20 protein-coding genes are annotated in these 16,172 nt (G+C 62.7%); 1 reads left to right on the forward strand and 19 read right to left on the reverse strand.

Going from position 1 to position 16,172, the window contains the following annotated elements; genetic code table 11:
• Positions 1 to 399 carry a phosphoribosyl-AMP cyclohydrolase gene (gene hisI, locus ACTG4K_RS03720; protein ID WP_439113135.1) on the reverse strand — a complete coding sequence of 133 codons (399 nt, stop codon included), beginning with the start codon at positions 397 to 399 and terminating at the stop codon, positions 1 to 3.
• A gap of 109 nt (positions 400 to 508) precedes the next feature.
• Here hisI and ACTG4K_RS03725 point away from each other — a divergent pair, with 109 nt between their 5' ends.
• Positions 509 to 1,003 (forward strand): LapA family protein, encoded by a 495-nt coding sequence (locus ACTG4K_RS03725; RefSeq protein ID WP_439112847.1) that lies wholly within the window; start codon positions 509 to 511, stop codon positions 1,001 to 1,003.
• Between the two features lie 41 nt (positions 1,004 to 1,044).
• Here the strand turns inward: ACTG4K_RS03725 and hisF are convergent, their stop codons facing one another.
• From hisF to ACTG4K_RS03815, 18 genes are all read right to left on the reverse strand, one after another.
• Positions 1,045 to 1,824 (reverse strand): imidazole glycerol phosphate synthase subunit HisF, encoded by a 780-nt coding sequence (gene hisF, locus ACTG4K_RS03730; RefSeq protein WP_439113136.1) that lies wholly within the window; start codon positions 1,822 to 1,824, stop codon positions 1,045 to 1,047.
• Positions 1,825 to 1,835: 11 nt separating this feature from the next.
• Positions 1,836 to 2,576, reverse strand: a complete 741-nt coding sequence (gene hisA, locus ACTG4K_RS03735) for a 1-(5-phosphoribosyl)-5-[(5-phosphoribosylamino)methylideneamino]imidazole-4-carboxamide isomerase (RefSeq protein ID WP_439112848.1) — start codon at positions 2,574 to 2,576, stop codon at positions 1,836 to 1,838.
• 33 nt (positions 2,577 to 2,609) lie between these two features.
• Entirely contained in the window at positions 2,610 to 3,272 is a 663-nt protein-coding gene (gene hisH, locus ACTG4K_RS03740) for an imidazole glycerol phosphate synthase subunit HisH (protein ID WP_439112849.1), read from the reverse strand.
• Between the two features lie 13 nt (positions 3,273 to 3,285).
• The gene (gene hisB / locus ACTG4K_RS03745; protein ID WP_439112850.1) at positions 3,286 to 3,897 is read right to left on the reverse strand and encodes an imidazoleglycerol-phosphate dehydratase HisB; all 612 of its coding nucleotides are present in this window, start codon (positions 3,895 to 3,897) and stop codon (positions 3,286 to 3,288) included.
• 5 nt (positions 3,898 to 3,902) lie between these two features.
• A complete protein-coding gene (gene hisC / locus ACTG4K_RS03750) occupies positions 3,903 to 5,003 on the reverse strand; it encodes a histidinol-phosphate transaminase (protein ID WP_439112851.1) in 1,101 nt (366 codons plus the stop codon).
• Entirely contained in the window at positions 5,000 to 6,343 is a 1,344-nt protein-coding gene (hisD, locus tag ACTG4K_RS03755) for a histidinol dehydrogenase (protein ID WP_439112852.1), read from the reverse strand. The genes hisC and hisD overlap by 4 nt, the downstream gene beginning before the upstream one ends.
• Complete coding sequence (gene hisG, locus ACTG4K_RS03760; protein WP_439112853.1) at positions 6,340 to 6,993, reverse strand: ATP phosphoribosyltransferase; 654 nt, start codon at positions 6,991 to 6,993, stop codon at positions 6,340 to 6,342. The genes hisD and hisG overlap by 4 nt, the downstream gene beginning before the upstream one ends.
• The gene (gene murA, locus ACTG4K_RS03765; protein ID WP_439112854.1) at positions 6,990 to 8,270 is read right to left on the reverse strand and encodes a UDP-N-acetylglucosamine 1-carboxyvinyltransferase; all 1,281 of its coding nucleotides are present in this window, start codon (positions 8,268 to 8,270) and stop codon (positions 6,990 to 6,992) included. Before murA ends, hisG begins: the two co-directional genes overlap by 4 nt.
• A gap of 20 nt (positions 8,271 to 8,290) precedes the next feature.
• On the reverse strand, positions 8,291 to 8,530 hold the full coding sequence (locus tag ACTG4K_RS03770) for a BolA family protein (protein ID WP_439112855.1): 240 nt from the start codon (positions 8,528 to 8,530) through the stop codon (positions 8,291 to 8,293).
• A gap of 52 nt (positions 8,531 to 8,582) precedes the next feature.
• Positions 8,583 to 9,338 carry an ABC transporter permease gene (locus ACTG4K_RS03775; RefSeq protein ID WP_439112856.1) on the reverse strand — a complete coding sequence of 252 codons (756 nt, stop codon included), beginning with the start codon at positions 9,336 to 9,338 and terminating at the stop codon, positions 8,583 to 8,585.
• Positions 9,335 to 10,282, reverse strand: a complete 948-nt coding sequence (locus ACTG4K_RS03780; RefSeq protein WP_439112857.1) for an ABC transporter ATP-binding protein — start codon at positions 10,280 to 10,282, stop codon at positions 9,335 to 9,337. The genes ACTG4K_RS03775 and ACTG4K_RS03780 overlap by 4 nt, the downstream gene beginning before the upstream one ends.
• A 182-nt stretch (positions 10,283 to 10,464) precedes the next feature.
• Positions 10,465 to 10,770, reverse strand: a complete 306-nt coding sequence (locus ACTG4K_RS03785; protein ID WP_439112858.1) for an STAS domain-containing protein — start codon at positions 10,768 to 10,770, stop codon at positions 10,465 to 10,467.
• Positions 10,770 to 11,393, reverse strand: a complete 624-nt coding sequence (locus ACTG4K_RS03790) for an MlaC/ttg2D family ABC transporter substrate-binding protein (protein ID WP_439113137.1) — start codon at positions 11,391 to 11,393, stop codon at positions 10,770 to 10,772. Before ACTG4K_RS03790 ends, ACTG4K_RS03785 begins: the two co-directional genes overlap by 1 nt.
• Before the next feature lie 112 nt (positions 11,394 to 11,505).
• Positions 11,506 to 12,249 (reverse strand): MlaA family lipoprotein, encoded by a 744-nt coding sequence (locus ACTG4K_RS03795; RefSeq protein ID WP_439112859.1) that lies wholly within the window; start codon positions 12,247 to 12,249, stop codon positions 11,506 to 11,508.
• Positions 12,250 to 12,340: 91 nt separating this feature from the next.
• Positions 12,341 to 12,820, reverse strand: coding sequence for an outer membrane lipid asymmetry maintenance protein MlaD (gene mlaD / locus ACTG4K_RS03800; protein ID WP_439112860.1), 480 nt, complete (start codon positions 12,818 to 12,820; stop codon positions 12,341 to 12,343).
• Positions 12,821 to 12,838: 18 nt separating this feature from the next.
• The gene (gene mlaE / locus ACTG4K_RS03805) at positions 12,839 to 13,618 is read right to left on the reverse strand and encodes a lipid asymmetry maintenance ABC transporter permease subunit MlaE (protein ID WP_439112861.1); all 780 of its coding nucleotides are present in this window, start codon (positions 13,616 to 13,618) and stop codon (positions 12,839 to 12,841) included.
• Entirely contained in the window at positions 13,615 to 14,430 is an 816-nt protein-coding gene (locus ACTG4K_RS03810) for an ABC transporter ATP-binding protein (protein ID WP_439112862.1), read from the reverse strand. The genes mlaE and ACTG4K_RS03810 overlap by 4 nt, the downstream gene beginning before the upstream one ends.
• A gap of 243 nt (positions 14,431 to 14,673) precedes the next feature.
• On the reverse strand, positions 14,674 to 16,140 hold the full coding sequence (locus ACTG4K_RS03815) for a glutamate synthase subunit beta (RefSeq protein WP_439112863.1): 1,467 nt from the start codon (positions 16,138 to 16,140) through the stop codon (positions 14,674 to 14,676).
• Positions 16,141 to 16,172 lie beyond the last annotated feature (32 nt).

Genomic DNA, 16,172 nt, shown 5'->3' on the forward strand with positions numbered 1-16,172 from the left:
TTATTTGTAAATGGATTCGGGGTCTTTGAGCACCGGATCAACCGCTTGCCAGGCACCACCTGCATAGCGCTGGAAAAAGCAGCTGTGGCGCCCGGTGTGGCAGGCAATGCCAGGCTCGTGCCCCAGCTGGGTCACCTTTAGCAAGACCACATCGTTGTCGCAGTCCAGGCGGATGTCGTGCACCGTTTGCACATGCCCAGACGCTTCGCCTTTGAACCAGAGCTTGCCCCGCGACCGGCTGAAGTACACCGCACGACCCAGCTCGGCTGTTTTTTCAAGCGCCTCACGGTTCATCCAGGCAAACATCAGCACGTCGCCGGTGGCGGCTTCCTGCGCAATCACGGGGACCAAGCCTTGGGCGTCCCACTTCACTTCTTCAAGCCAATTCATGCCATGAATCTACCATGCGCGTTACACACTTTGGCTGGCGCATCCGGGTTGCGCGTACGATGGCCTTTGCATTCACCGCCCAGCCCTCGCTGACGCAGCCTGCACCGGGAGGATTCCTATGAAATTTCGCACCCTTTTTCTGATCGTCTTCATTTTGCTGGTAGCCGGGTTTGTCGCGCTCAACTTGGAAGCCATCTTGACACCGACCACACTCAACTTCGCCCTGTCCGAGGTGCAGGCCCCGTTGGGTCTTGTGCTGCTGGGCATGCTGGTCTTGGTGCTGGTGGTGTTTTTGCTCACTCTTGTGTACCACCAGACGGTGCACCTCATGGAGGTGCGGCGCATCACACGCGAAGTGACCGAACAGCGCATATTGGCAGACAACGCCGAGGCATCCAGGTTCACCGAACTGCGCCAATTTTTGCAGGCTGAGCTGCAGGCCACCGCCGTCCGCGAGCAGGCATTGTCTGAGAAGACACACCAGAAGATGGACAGCCTGCAAACGGCGCTGACGGAGGTGATTGAGCAGACCGGGAACGGCCTGGGCGCCAGCATTGGTGAGATGGAAGACCGTCTGGAGCGCCAACTGCAGCAGCGCCTCAGCGGACAGTAGAGTCGCTTCAGCCTCGCTGAACAGCGAGGCGAGCCTCCCGCTTACAGACGCACCGGGATACCGCGCTCAGCCATGCGCGCCTTGGCTTGTCCCACGGTGTATTCCCCGTAGTGAAAGATGCTGGCCGCCAGCACCGCGTCAGCCCCACCCTGTTGCACCCCGTCGGCCAGGTGGTCCAGGTTGCCCACACCGCCAGAGGCTATCACGGGAACGTCCACCGCATCGGCCACGGCCCGCGTCAGGGCCAGGTCAAAACCGCTCTTGGTGCCGTCGCGGTCCATGCTGGTGAGCAGAATTTCGCCGGCACCGTGTTCGGCCATCTGGCGGGCCCAGGTCACGGCATCGAGTCCGGTGTTTTTGCGACCACCATGGCTATACACGTCCCAGCCTGCGCCCCGGGCCAGCAGGTCTTCACCCAGGCGGCGCTTGGCGTCGATAGCTACCACGATGCACTGGGCACCGTATTTGTCGGAAGCATCGCGGATGACTTGCGGGTTGGCCAGTGCGGCTGAATTGAAACTGGTTTTGTCGGCCCCGGCGTTGAGCAGGCGGCGCACATCGTCCACTGTGCGCACGCCGCCACCCACGGTGAGCGGAATGAACACCTGGGAAGCCACGGCTTCGATGATGTGCAGGATCAGGTCGCGGCCGTCGCTGGTGGCGGTGATGTCCAGGAAGGTGAGCTCGTCGGCTCCCTGGTCGTTGTAGCGGGCCGCAATTTCGACGGGGTCGCCAGCGTCGCGCAGCTCGACAAAGTTGACGCCCTTGACCACGCGGCCTCCGGTGACGTCCAAGCAGGGAATGATGCGTTTGGCGAGCATGGCGGGCCGATTCATCCGTTGAGTTCGTCGGCCAGCTGCTGGGCGGCTTCAAAGTCCAGGTCGCCACTGTAGATGGAGCGACCACAAATCACGCCTTCAACGCCCTCATCTTCCACGCCGCAGAGCGCGCGAATGTCGTCCAAGTTGGACAGGCCACCCGAGGCGATCACAGGAATGGACAGGGCTTGCGCCAGCTTGACGGTGGCGTCAATGTTGATGCCGGACAGCATACCGTCTCGGCCAATGTCGGTGTAAATGATGGATTCGACGCCGTAGTCTTCGAATTTTTTGCCCAGATCAACGACCTCATGGCCGGTGAGCTTGCTCCAACCGTCGGTGGCCACCTTGCCGTCTTTGGCGTCCAGACCCACAATGATGTGACCACCAAAGGCGGTGCAGGCGTCTTGCAGGAAACCAGGGTTCTTCACGGCTGCGGTGCCGATGATGACGTAGCGCAAGCCGGCATCGAGGTAGCGCTCGATGGTATCGAGATCGCGAATACCGCCACCAAGCTGCACATCCACCTCGGAGCCAATCTCTTTCAAGATAGCGCGAATGGCCTGTTCATTTTTCGGCTTGCCGGCAAATGCGCCGTTCAGATCCACCAAGTGCACACGGCGCGCGCCTTTGTCAACCCAGCTGCGAGCGATGGCGGCAGGGTCTTCACCAAACACCGTGGATTGGTCCATGTCGCCTTGTTTGAGGCGAACGCACTGGCCGTCTTTCAGATCAATGGCAGGAATCAGCAGCATGATGGTGTCGGTATCAGAAGGAAACGGTTGGAGTCAGGGCTTCCAGTGGAGGAAGTTGCGGTACAGCGCCAAACCCTGATCGGCGCTTTTCTCGGGGTGAAACTGGGTGGCAAAAATGTTGTCGCGGGCAATGGCTGCCGAAAAGCGACCGCCGTAGTCGGCCTCGCCCACGCTGTGCTGCGGGTTGGCCGGCTTGGCGTAGTAGCTGTGGACAAAATAAAAGTAAGCGCCGTCGGCAATGCCATCCCACAACGGGTGGGCTGGACCGCGGCCCAGGTCGTGAAAAACCTGGTTCCAGCCCATCTGAGGCACCTTGAAACGGCTGCCGTCGGCCTGCAGTCGGCCAGCGAGCTGAAAACGCACCACCTCGCCCGGGATCAATCCCAGACCATCGGTGGGCCCCTCTTCGCTGCGATCGAGCAGCATTTGCATGCCGACACACACACCAAACAGCGGTTTGTTGGCGGCCGCGTGCAACACCGCTTCCATCAGGCCCGAAGCGGCCAGTTCGCTCATGCAATCGGCCATGTGCCCCTGGCCTGGCAACACCACGCGGTCGGCGTCCAACACCTCTTGGGCACGGGCGGTGACCAGCACTTCCACGTCGCTGGCGAGCGCCACGTGCTTCACGGCCTGCGACACCGAGCGCAGGTTGCCACTGCCGTAGTCCACCACGGCGACTGTCTTGCGTTTCATCAGATGGACCCGCTCAGAGGGAGCCTTTGGTGGAGGGAATCACATCGCCCATGCGGGCATCGCGTTCCAGTGCCATGCGCAAGGCGCGGGCAAAGGCTTTGAACACGGTTTCGGCCTGGTGGTGGGCGTTTTCGCCGTGCAAGTTGTCAATGTGCAGCGTGACGCCGGCATGGTTGACAAAACCCTGAAAAAATTCAAAGGCCAGCTGGGTGTCAAACCCACCCACCATGCCGCTTTTGAACGGCACGCGCATGTGCAGGCCTGGGCGGCCCGAAAAGTCGATGACCACGCGCGAGAGCGCTTCGTCCAGCGGCACGTAGGCGTGACCGTAGCGGCGAATGCCTTTTTTGTCGCCCACTGCCTGCGCAAAGGCCTGGCCGAGCGTGATGCCAACGTCTTCCACCGTGTGGTGGCCGTCAATGTGCAGGTCGCCCTTGGCCTGGATGTCGAGATCGATCAGCCCGTGGCGGGCGATCTGGTCGAGCATGTGGTCGAAAAAACCAATGCCGGTGGACAGGCTGGCCGCACCGGTGCCGTCCAGGTTGACGCGGATGCTGATTTGCGTTTCCGCGGTGTTGCGCTGCACTTGAGCGACACGGTCGGCCACGGGGGTTGCGGAAGGCATCTGGGTCATAGGGAAGTTTGAAGGGCGTCGATCAACTGCGCGTTTTCAGCCGGTGTTCCCACCGTCAAGCGCAAACAATTGTTCAACAAAGGATGCATTTTAGAAACATTCTTGACCAGCACGCCGTGCGCCTTGAGGCCGTCGAAGCTTCGCCCGGCATCGGGCACCCGCACCAGCACCATGTTGGCATCGCTCGGGAAGGGCGTCACACCCGCCATGTTGGCCAGCGCCTGCATCAGCAGCGCACGCTGTGCACAAATTTGGCTGGCCTGTTGTGCAAACACCTCGGCATGTTCTAACGCAAACAGGGCACATTCGGCATTGAGCACGCTCACGTTGTAGGGCGGGCGCAGTTTGTCCACCTCTTGCACCAACGCCTGCGGGCCCAGCATGTAGCCCAAGCGCACGCCAGCCAAGCCGAATTTGGACAACGTGCGCATCAACAACACATTGGCATTGGCTGCGGGATTGGCACGAATTTCGTCGAGCCAGCTGCGGCTGGAAAACGGCTGATACGCCTCGTCCATGACCACCAGGCCGCCAAAGGTGGCAGCCTCGGCGATCAATCGGCGGATCACGGCCGGGTCCCACAGGTTGGCGGTGGGGTTGTTGGGGTAGGCGATGTAGGTGATGGCGGGCTGGTGCTCGCGAAGCGCGGCCAGCATGGCGGCCTCATCCAGCTCAAAGTCGGCCGTGAGCGGCACACCGTGGAAGGCCAGGCCCTGCAATTGCGCACCCATGGCGTACATCACAAAACCGGGCAGCGGTGCGACGATGGACGCGCCGGACACGTCGCACGCCATGGCCAGCAAGGAAATCAGTTCATCGGAGCCATTACCCAACATCAGGCTGCAGCCGTCTGGCAAGTCCACATAGCGGACCAGCGCCAGCTTCAGATCGTCAATGCGGGCACCGGGGTATCGGTTGATGGCCACGGCGCCCAGGCGCTGGCCAAGCTCGGCTTGCAGCTCGGGCGGCAAGGCAAAGGGATTTTCCATCGCATCGAGCTTGACCATACCGGTCGCGTCCTGGATGGCGTAAGCGTGCATGGACTGAATGTCCTGACGGATAAAGCGCAAGGGGTTCGGGGTATTCATGGCAGTCATTTCGTTGCCCGCATCGGCGGCACCACATCCAAGCGCAGCTCAGCGGCGCGGGCGTGAGCCTGCAGACCTTCGCCATAGGCCAGCTCGGCAGCAATAGCGCCGAGCGTTTGGGCGCCTGCGGCGCTCACTTCAATCAGGCTACTGCGTTTCTGGAAGTCGTACACACCCAGCGGGGAAGAAAAACGGGCCGTGCCGCTGGTGGGCAGCACGTGGTTGGGGCCGGCGCAGTAGTCACCCAGGCTCTCGCTGGTGTAGGCACCTAGGAAGATGGCGCCAGCGTGCTTGAGCAGCGGTTCCCAGCGGTGCGGTTCGCTGCTGCTCACTTCCAGGTGTTCGGGCGCGATGCGGTTGCTCATAGTGCAGGCCTCTTCCATGTCGCGGGTGAGGATCAGCGCACCGCGGTCGTTCAGGCTTTTGGCGATGATGGCCGCGCGCGGCATGTCGGGCAGCAGGCGGTCAATGGCTGCCTGAACCGCGTCGAGGTAGGCCGCGTCCGGGCACAGCAAGATGCTTTGCGCCAGTTCGTCATGTTCGGCCTGGCTGAACAGGTCCATCGCCACCCAGTCGGCCGGCGTGCTGCCGTCGGCGAGCACCAGGATCTCGCTCGGGCCGGCGATCATGTCAATGCCCACGGTACCAAACACGCGTTTCTTGGCGCTGGCCACGTACGCGTTGCCGGGGCCGGTGATTTTGTCGACCTTGGGCACGGTGGCCGTGCCGTAGGCCAGTGCGGCCACCGCTTGCGCGCCACCGATGGTGAAAGCGCGGGTAACGCCGGCCACAAAGGCGGCGGCGAGCACCAGTGCGTTTTTTTCACCGCGCGGCGTGGGCACCACCATGATGATTTCGGCCACGCCGGCCACATGGGCGGGAATGGCGTTCATCAGCACACTGGACGGATATGCGGCCTTGCCACCCGGCACATAAATGCCCACGCGGTCCAGCGGTGTGACCTTCTGTCCCAGCAGCGTGCCGTCTTCGTCGCGGTAGCTCCAGCTCTCGCCACTGGCCTTCTTCTGGGCTTCGTGGTAGCTGCGCACACGGCGTGCCGCCGACTCCAGCGCGCTGCGTTGGGCATCGGGTAGGCCGTCAAAGGCAGCCTTCAACTCGGCTTGGGTCAGCTCCAGTGCGCTCAGGTCAGCCGCCTCCAAACCATCAAACCGGGCCGTGTATTGCAGCACCGCACCGTCACCGCGCTGTTTCACATCGGCCAGGATATCAGCCACCCGCTGCTCAATGGCGCTGTCGGTGTCGGCCGACCAATGCAGGCGCGCAGCAAACTGCGCCTCGAAATCGGACGACTGGGTAGACAGGCGAAGCGGGGCGGCGGTGAGGGTCATGACGGAACGGCGTTGCTTTCAATGGCTTGTGAAAAGGCGTTGATGATGGGGCGAATAGCCGCCTGCTTGAGCTTGAGCGCCGCCTGGTTGACCACCAGGCGCGAGCTGATGTCCATGATGTGCTCGACCTCGATCAGGTGGTTGGCCTTGAGCGTGTTGCCGGTCGACACGAGGTCAACGATGGCGTCGGCCAGGCCGGTCAGCGGGGCCAGCTCCATGCTGCCGTAGAGCTTGATCAGGTCCACGTGCACGCCTTTGCTGGCAAAGAACTCGCGCGCAATTGCTGTGTACTTGGTCGCCACTTTCAGGCGCGAGCCTTGGCGCACGGCGCTGGCGTAATCAAAGTCGGCCCGCACCGCCACACTCATGCGGCAAGCGGCAATCTTCAGGTCCAACGGCTGGTACAGGCCCTGGCCACCGTGCTCAATCAGCGTGTCCTTGCCGGTCACACCGATGTCAGCGCCACCGTATTCCACGTAGGTGGGCACGTCGGTGGCGCGCACCAGCACCACCCGCACGCCAGGCTGGTTGGTGGGCAAAATCAGCTTGCGTGACGTGTCGGGGTTTTCCAGCACCTCAATACCGGCGGCCGCCAGCAGCGGCAGGGTTTCGTCGAATATGCGGCCTTTGGACAGGGCGAGGGTGATCATTTCACTCTTTCAATGTCAGCGCCAATGCCGCGCAGCTTTTCTTCCATCTGGTCGTAGCCCCGGTCCAGGTGGTAAATGCGGTCCACGATGGTTTCGCCCTGGGCCACCAAGCCGGCAATCACCAGGCTGGCAGAGGCGCGCAGGTCGGTCGCCATCACGGTGGCGCCCGACAGCTTTTCAATACCCTCCACTACCGCCACCTTGCCGTCGGTCTGGATGCGTGCGCCCAGGCGCACCATCTCATTGACATGCATGAACCGGTTTTCAAAGATGGTTTCGGTGACTTTGGCCGTGCCGTGCGAAATGCAGTTGAGCGCCATGAACTGGGCCTGCATGTCGGTCGGGAATCCCGGGTATTCGGTGGTACGAAAGCTTTGCGCCTTCAGGCGACCCGATGCCCGGACCCGGATGAAATCGCCGCCCGAGTCTTTACCGGCTTCAATTTCAGCACCGGCTTCGATCAGCTTGTCGATCACGGCGTCGAGATGGTCGGCGCGGCCGTGGCGCAGCACCACGTCGCCACCAGTGGCCGCCACCACACACAAAAAGGTACCGGCCTCAATGCGGTCGGCCACCACTTGGTGCGTGCAGCCGTGCAGCCGCTCCACCCCCTGAATGTGGATGCGGCTGGTGCCATGGCCTTCAATCTTGGCGCCCATGGCGATCAGCATTTCGGCCAGATCGGCAATCTCAGGCTCCTGGGCAGCGTTTTCCAGCAGGGTTTCGCCCTCGGCCAGGGCAGCAGCCATCAGGAAGTTTTCGGTGCCGGTGACCGTGACCATGTCGGTGGCAATGCGGGCGCCATGCAGGCGCTTTTTGCCCCCGGCCAGCTGGGCCACCATGTAGCCGTGCTCCACCGCAATCTCGGCACCCATGGCTTGCATGCCTTTGATGTGCTGGTCCACCGGCCGCGAACCAATGGCGCAACCACCCGGCAACGACACGCGGGCACGACCAAAGCGCGCCAGCAGCGGGCCCAGCACCAGAACCGAGGCCCGCATGGTCTTGACCAGTTCGTAGGGCGCTTCGGGGTTGATCGGGTCGGCCGCGTGCAGCGTCATGCCACCACGCTCGCCGTGCGTCTGGGTTTTCACGCCCATGTTGTCCAGCAGGTGGCGCATGGTGGCCACGTCGCGCAAGCGCGGCACGTTGGTCAGCGTGACCGGATCGCCCGTGAGCAGCGTGGCGCACAGTTCGGGCAGCGCAGCGTTTTTGGCGCCAGAAATGTTGACTTCGCCGTGCAGCGCGCGGCCACCGGTGATTCGCAGTTTGTCCATGGGGTCGGCTCAGGCTGGTTTCAGGGTTGTTTGGCCCATTCGGCGGGCGTATAGGTTTTCATAGACAGCGCGTGAACCTCGTCGTTCTGGATGCGCACACCCAAGGTGGCATACACCCGCTTGTGGCGCGCAATGGCACGCATGCCCTCGAATTCGGGGGACACCACCACAGCCGCCCAGTGGCGGCCATCGCCGGTGACTTCAAGGTGCTCGCACGGCAAGCCGGCGGCGATCAGTTGTTGCAGTTGGTCAGCGGTCATGTGGGCGTTAAAACGAAAAAGAGGTCGGGAGACGGCGGACCGAGGGTTTCCCTCAGTGCCGGATTTTGTAGCCGATGCGCAGCAGGTGCAGCGCCAGGGCACTGACACAGGCCAGCGCCATGCCCACAATGCCCAGGCTGAGCCAGGGCGACACATCGCTCATGCCGAAGAACCCATAGCGAAAGCCGTCAATCATGTAGAAAAACGGGTTGAGATGGCTGACTTTTTGCCAAAAATCGGGCAGCGAATGGATGGAGTAGAACACGCCCGAGAGGAAGGTCATGGGCATGATGATGAAGTTCTGGAAGGCGGCCATCTGGTCGAATTTTTCGGCCCACAGGCCCGCAATCAAACCCAGAGCGCCCAGCAACGCGGCGCCCATGACGGCAAACACCACAATCCACAGCGGCGCAACCATGGACGGCTGGGCAAACCACCAGGTGGCGAGCATGACGCCCGAACCGACCGCCAGGCCCCGCACCACCGACGACCCGACATAGGCCACGAACCAGGCGCGGTGTGACAGCGGCGTCAGCAACAAAAACACCAGGTTGCCCATGACCTTGCTTTGCACCATGGACGACGAACTGTTGGCGAAGGCGTTTTGCAACACGCTCATCATCACCAGGCCCGGCAGCAAAAAGGCGGTGTAGCCGACCGTGTCGTACACCTGCACGCGGCCCTCAAGCACATGGCCGAAGATCATGAGATACAGAATGGCGGTGATGACCGGCGCGGCGACGGTCTGAAAGCCCACCTTCCAGAACCGCAGAATTTCCTTGTAGAACAAGGCTTGCCAACCGCTCATGCCGCCACCTCGCTCACAGCGGCTGGCACAGCAGGCCGGGGTTGCGCACCGGTCAGATCCAGGAACACGTCTTCCAGGTCGGCCTTGCGAATCTCGATATCTTCCGGCACCACACCCAGCTCGCGCAGGCGCGCCAGCACGCGCTCGACAGCATGCGCATCGCTGGCAGGCAACTGCACCACCCGCCCGGTGATGCGCGCTTGCGCCGCCAGCTCGGGCGGCAGGGTGGCATCGGTTTTGAAGCGCAACACATTGGACGCAGCGCGCGCAAGCAGCGCCGACGTGGACTCAAGCGCCACCACCTGGCCTTGCTTGAGCATGGCGATGCGGCCACACAGGGCCTCGGCCTCTTCGAGGTAATGCGTCGTCAGCAGCACGGTGCTGCCCAGGCGCTTGTTCAAGTCTGAAATGAACTGCCACAGCGTCTGGCGCAGCTCCACGTCCACACCGGCGGTGGGCTCGTCCAGCACGATCACCGGCGGCTTGTGCACCAGCGCCTGTGCAATCAGGACGCGGCGCTTCATACCGCCCGAGAGCTGGCGCATGTTGGAACCCGCCTTGTCTGCCAAACCCAGTCCGTCCAGCAGTTCGTTGATCCAGGCCTCGTTGTGGCGGATGCCGAAGTAGCCCGACTGAAACCGCAGCGCTTCGCGCACGTTGAAAAAGGGGTCAAAGACCAGCTCCTGGGGCACCACACCCAGCTGGCGGCGGGCAGCCTGGTAGTCGGCCTGCACGTCTTTGCCGTGCACCAGTACACGCCCGCTGCTGGCCCGGGTCAGGCCCGCCAAGATGCTGATGAGTGTGGTCTTGCCCGCGCCATTGGGGCCCAGCAAACCAAAAAACTCGCCGGGCATTACGTCAAACGACACGTCTTTGAGGGCGTGCAGGTCACCGCGCGGCGAGGGAAATATTTTGGAAACGTGTTGGAAAGAGACAGCGGGCATTGTGGAGACGGCACCCCAGGGGACAGACACGGCACACAGGACATCTGTAGCCAACAAGTCAACCCGTGATTTTAAGCCCCAGGGGGACTGCAGGCTTTGCTGGGCGATCAAGACATGCTGGAGAGGCGGGTGTTCGCCGCCGGGAAGCGCTGTGGGTGCGCCACGGGTGTCCAGGCCAAGTTTCAGGCTGGCAGCAACTCGCCCACGCCGTACAGCGTCACCAACTGTTGCAGCCGGGTGGGCGTGTGGGCGAGCTGAAGCGTCTTGCCACGGGCCGCGAGCTGGCGCCGCAGTTCGAGCAAGACCGCCACCGCCGACGAGTCAAAGACGCGCAGCGCCTGCGCATCCAGAACCACCGTTTGCGCGGGCTGCTGGGCCAGGGCACCGCTCAGTTGGTCCAACACCTGAGCCGCCACGTGCATCGTCAGTTGCTCAGGCAGCGCGGACACAGCCACGGGCGCGACAGCAGTGGGCAACGGCGCAGCCATCACCCGGCCTTGGCGGTGTTGCTCTTGTTGCGCTGCGCCAGCGTCGCGATCAGGCCATCAATGCCCTTGGCATTGATTTCCTGGGCAAACTGCGTGCGGTAGGTTTCCACCAGCCAGACGCCCAACACGTTCAGATCGTAAATTTTCCAGCCGGTGGGTGTTTTTTCGAGCCTATAGTCGAGTTGGATCGGCTCACCCCGGCCGCGCACTTCGGAACGCACCACCACGTCGGTGTCGTCGGGACGCGCCCGCAGTGGACGGAAGGTGACCGTCTGGTCTTTGACTTCACCGAGCGCGCCCGCGTAGGTGCGCACCAGCAGGGTCTTGAACTCGTCCTGCAGCTGCTTTTGCTGCTCAGGCGTGGCCTGGCGCCAATAGCGGCCCACGGCAGACGACGTCATGCGGGCGAAATTGACGCTGGGCATGATTTTGGTGTCGACCAGCGTGATGATGCGGTTCACATCACCGGCCTGGATCGCAGGGTCGGCTTTCACAGCGGTCATCACTTCGCCCGAAATGCGCTTGACCAGCGCGTCGGGGGCTTCTTCGGTCGCCTGCACAGGCAGCGCCAGCAGGGCCGCCACTGAGACCATCCATCCGCTCAGCCAGGTACGTCGATTCAACATGGTTTGCCTTTCCGGGCCATCGGCCCTCTTATATCCACTGCACGCGAGAGCATGCAGCGCTGCGAATTGGAGCAGACCCCAAGGGCCCCGGTTCCACCGCAGCGGTGTTTCATTTGCTGTTTTCTGTATCTTCCGTGCCGTTGCGCACACCAATGCCCAGATCAATCAGGTCTTCAATTTGGCTTTGGCGCCGCCGCAGGTACACGTCACGCGTGAAGCTGTATTTGTCCAGCGCAGCGCCCTCAAGCATGGAGGTAGCACGCAGCAGGTTGGCCCGGGTTTCAATGGCTCTCAACACCGTCAGCGAGTTGCGGGTGGACACGCTCTCCAGGCCCTGGATGAGGTCGCCCCGCGTTTCCACGCCAAACCCCGCTGCATCGCGGAACGAAGATGGGCCGAAAATCGGCAGCACCAGGTATGGGCCCGGCGGCACGCCCCAGCGGCCGAGGGTTTGGCCAAAGTCCAGACGGGTGCGCTCAATGCCCATTTCCGAGGCAATGTCCAGCACGCCGCCCAACCCAAATGCGGTGTTGACACCAAAACGCAGGAAATTCTCGCTCGCCTCACGCGGGCGCAACTGCAACGTGGCGTTGATGAACGACCAGACATCACCCAGGTTGGAGAAAAAATTGCTGACACCGGTACGCACCAAATCGGGTGTCACATCGCGGTAGACGGTGGCCACAGGCTTCAGCACCATCGAATCCACCGATTCATTGAAAGCAGACACATCCCGGTTGAACGGCTCCAGCGGGTCTTGCGGGTTGGCATGAGGACCGCTAGCGCAGCCCGCCATGAGCGCGACCGCCACCAAACTCCCCATGCAACGACCGAGGATCAATTGCGTCGACATGTTGAAACTCCCTGGGCTTGGTGCCCTTTGTTGTTGATGCGGACGAACCCGGCCCGGCACGCACGCCCACCGGGACGGCGTGGGTATAGCCTTAGTTGGCGCTGCCCGTTCCACTGTCCGCTGCCTTGTTGAACAGGAACTGACCGATCAGGTTTTCCAGCACCATGGCCGACTGGGTTTGGGTGATCACGTCACCCGCAGCCAGGTTGCGCTCGTCGCCGCCGGGCTCAATACCAATGTATTGGTCGCCCAGCAAGCCGGCTGTGAGAATCTTGGCCGACGAGTCTTTGGGAAACAAGATGCCCTGGTTCACTTCCATCGTCACCAAACCTTGAAAGGTCTGTGCGTCCAGCGTGACGCTGGTGACGCGGCCCACATTGACCCCGGCAGAGCGCACCGGCGCCCGGGCTTTCAGGCCGCCGATGTTGTCAAAGCGCGCTTGCACCGTGTAGGTGGTACCACCGTTGGTGAAACTGCCCAGGTTAGCGGCCTTGAGTGCCAGAAAGAGAAGCCCCGCCGCGCCCAACACGACAAACAGGCCAACAAGGATTTCAGTGGTTCTTTTGTTCATACGTCAGCGGCTCGGTGATCAGGGGGTCGAAAACATCAGGGCAGTGAGGATGAAGTCCATCGCCAGCACGCCCAGCGAAGCGGTCACGACGGTGCGCGTGGTGGCGTAGGCCACGCCTTCGGGTGTGGCCTCGGTCTCGTAGCCCTGGTACAAGGCCACAGCGGTGCAGATGACGCCAAACACAGCGCTCTTCACCACACCGTTGCCCACATCGCGCCAGACATCCACACCGTTTTGCTGGATGGACCAGAAGTTGCCTGCGTCAATGCCGATCAGGCCCACCGCGACCACCCAGGCGCCCAGAATGCCAATGGCCGAAAACAGCGCCGCCAGCAACGGCATGGCGATGACGCCAGCAATGAAGCGCGGCGCGAGCACGCGCTTGCGCGGGTCAATGGCCATCAGCTCCATGGCGGCAATCTGTTCGCCGGCTTTCATGAGGCCAATCTCGGCCGTCAGCGAGGTGCCGGCACGGCCCGCAAACAGCAGCGCCGTCACGACGGGACCCAGCTCTCGCACCAGCGACAAATTAACCACCAGCCCCAGTGACTCGGCGGCACCAAAATTGATGAGCGTGTTGTAGAGCTGTAAGGCCAGCACGAAACCCACCGCCAGACCCGAGGCCAGGATGATGACCAGCGAACGGTTTCCAATAGCGTGGATCTGCGTCACCACCAGCCCAAAACGGGTCAGTCCGGCCGGCACGGCCTTGAGCAGCTCCAGGAAAAACAGCGCTCCGTGGCCCCAGGCCGCAAACACATCCAGGGCGCGGCGGCCCAGCTGCTGCAGCAGGTTCATCGCGAAGCCTCCAGACCAAAGTCGACCGCCACGGGCGGGGCCGGGTAATGGAATTTCACCGGGCCATCGGGCTCACCGCGGACAAACTGCCGCACCTCGGGCTCGTCGCTCGCCATCAACTCGGCCGGCGTGCCCTGGGCCACAACACGCCCGCCGGTGGCCATGAGCACCACCCAGTCGCTGATGGCCATGCACTGCGGCACGTCGTGTGAAATCAGCAGCGTGGTGGCACCGGTCACGTCGGTGAGGGTGCGAATGAGCTTGGCGGCCACCCCCATGGACACCAGATCGAGTCCGGCAAAGGGCTCGTCGTACATGATGAGCTCGGGGTCCAGCGCGATGGCGCGGGCCAGCGCAATGCGCCGCGCCATGCCACCCGACACCTCGCTGATACGCAGCCCCGCGGCGCCGCGCAGGCCCACGGCGTTGAGCTTCATGAGCACGATGTCGCGGATCAGCGACTCGGGCAGGTCGGTCATCTCACGCAGCGGGAAGGCGACGTTGTCGAACACGGACAGGTCGGTGAACAGCGCGCCGAACTGAAAAAGCATGCCGAGGCGGCGGCGCAAGCGAAAGAGCTGGGCTTTGTTGCGGGTGTCGATGACCTCGCCATCGAACACCACGCGCCCGCTGTTGGGGGCGTGCACCCCACCAATCAGGCGCAGCAACGTGGTCTTGCCGCAACCCGAACCGCCCAGCACCGCCGTGACTTTGCCACGCGCAAAGCTCAGCGAGATGTCGCTGAGGATCGTGCGCCGGCTGTCGTAGCCGAACGTGACGTGGTCAATTTCGATGAAAGGGGTTTCGCTCATGGGGCCGGTCATATAAGCCGAGATTGTCGCATGAGGGTAAATCCTAGGTGGGGCCACGGTGCACCCCACCCAAAGCATCGCGAAACCAATTCAACCGGGCCGCCGGTGCCACCGCACGTTCAGTGAATCAACAACGGCTCCGGCCGGAGCGTCACGCCTTCACGTTGGTGCCCAGCGGCGCCGCCGGGCGCAGTGCAGCGCCCCTTGAGGGGGTCGCGCACAGCGCGGCGGGTGTGATTCATGTCAACGTGGCAGGTCGGAAAAACCCATCAGGAACTCATCCACCGAGCGCGCGGCCTGGCGGCCTTCACGAATCGCCCAGACCACCAACGACTGGCCGCGGCGCATGTCACCAGCTGCAAACACCTTGGCCACATTGGTGGCGTAGCCGCCGGTGAAGTCGGTGGTCGCTTTGGCGTTGCCGCGGCCGTCTTTGTCCACACCGAAGGCGTCGAGCACGGTGGGCACCGGGTTCACAAAGCCCATGGCCAGCAGCACGAGGTCGGCCTTGTATTCCTTTTCGGTGCCTGGAATTTCGACCAGCTTGCCGTCCTTCATCTCCACATGCACGGTCGTGAGGCCGGTAACCTTGCCCTTTTCGCCCTTGAAGGCCTTGGTGGACACCGCGAACTCGCGGGTGCAGCCTTCTTCGTGGCTGGAGCTGGTGCGCAGCTTGAGCGGCCAGTAGGGCCACACCAGCGGCTTGTTTTCTTCTTCGGGTGGCTGCGGCATCACCTCGAACTGGGTCACGCTGACGGCACCATGGCGGTTGCTGGTGCCCACGCAGTCGCTCCCGGTGTCGCCGCCGCCAATCACGATCACGTGCTTGCCGTCGGCGCGCAACTGGCCTTTGAGCTTGTCGCCCGCATTGACCTTGTTTTGCTGGGGCAGAAATTCCATGGCGAAGTGGATGCCTTCCAGGTCGCGGCCCGGCACCGGCAGGTCGCGGCTCTGCTCGGAGCCGCCGGTGAGCAGCACGGCGTCAAAGTCTTGCTGCAGCTGCTCGGGGCTGATGGTTTCCTTGGCCCAGTTGGTGACCTTGCTGTCTTTGGGCAGCGCGCCAACCATGACGCCGGTGCGGAACACCACGCCTTCAGCCTGCATCTGCGCCACGCGGCGGTCGATGTGCGACTTCTCCATCTTGAAGTCGGGAATGCCGTAGCGCAGCAAACCGCCCACGCGGTCGTTCTTTTCGAACAGGGTCACGTCGTGCCCCACGCGCGCCAGCTGCTGGGCCGCCGCCATGCCGGCAGGGCCGGAGCCCACCACAGCCACTTTTTTGCCGGTCTTGTGCTTGGGCACCTGCGGCACCACCCAGCCTTCAGCCCAGGCGCGGTCGATGATGGCGTGCTCAATCGACTTGATGCCTACGGCATCGTCGTTCACGTTCAGCGTGCAGGCCGCCTCGCAAGGTGCGGGGCAGATGCGGCCGGTGAACTCAGGGAAGTTGTTGGTGCTGTGCAGCACCGTGATCGCGTTCTTCCAATCACCGGTAAACACCAGGTCGTTGAAGTCCGGAATGATGTTGTTGACCGGGCAACCGTTGTTGCAAAACGGCGTGCCGCAGTCCATGCAGCGCGCGGCTTGCACCTTGGCCTGGTCGGCGGTGAGGCCGACCACAAACTCTTTGTAGTGCTTCAGGCGCTCAGGAACGGGCTTGTAGCCCTCTTCCAGGCGCTCAAATTCCATGAAGCCAGTGACTTTTCCCATGATGTGTGTCCTTCGTGTGCGTGCGTTCCAGG

The organism is Hydrogenophaga sp. (assembly GCF_965657535.1).
Lineage (GTDB): Bacteria > Pseudomonadota > Gammaproteobacteria > Burkholderiales > Burkholderiaceae_C > Hydrogenophaga.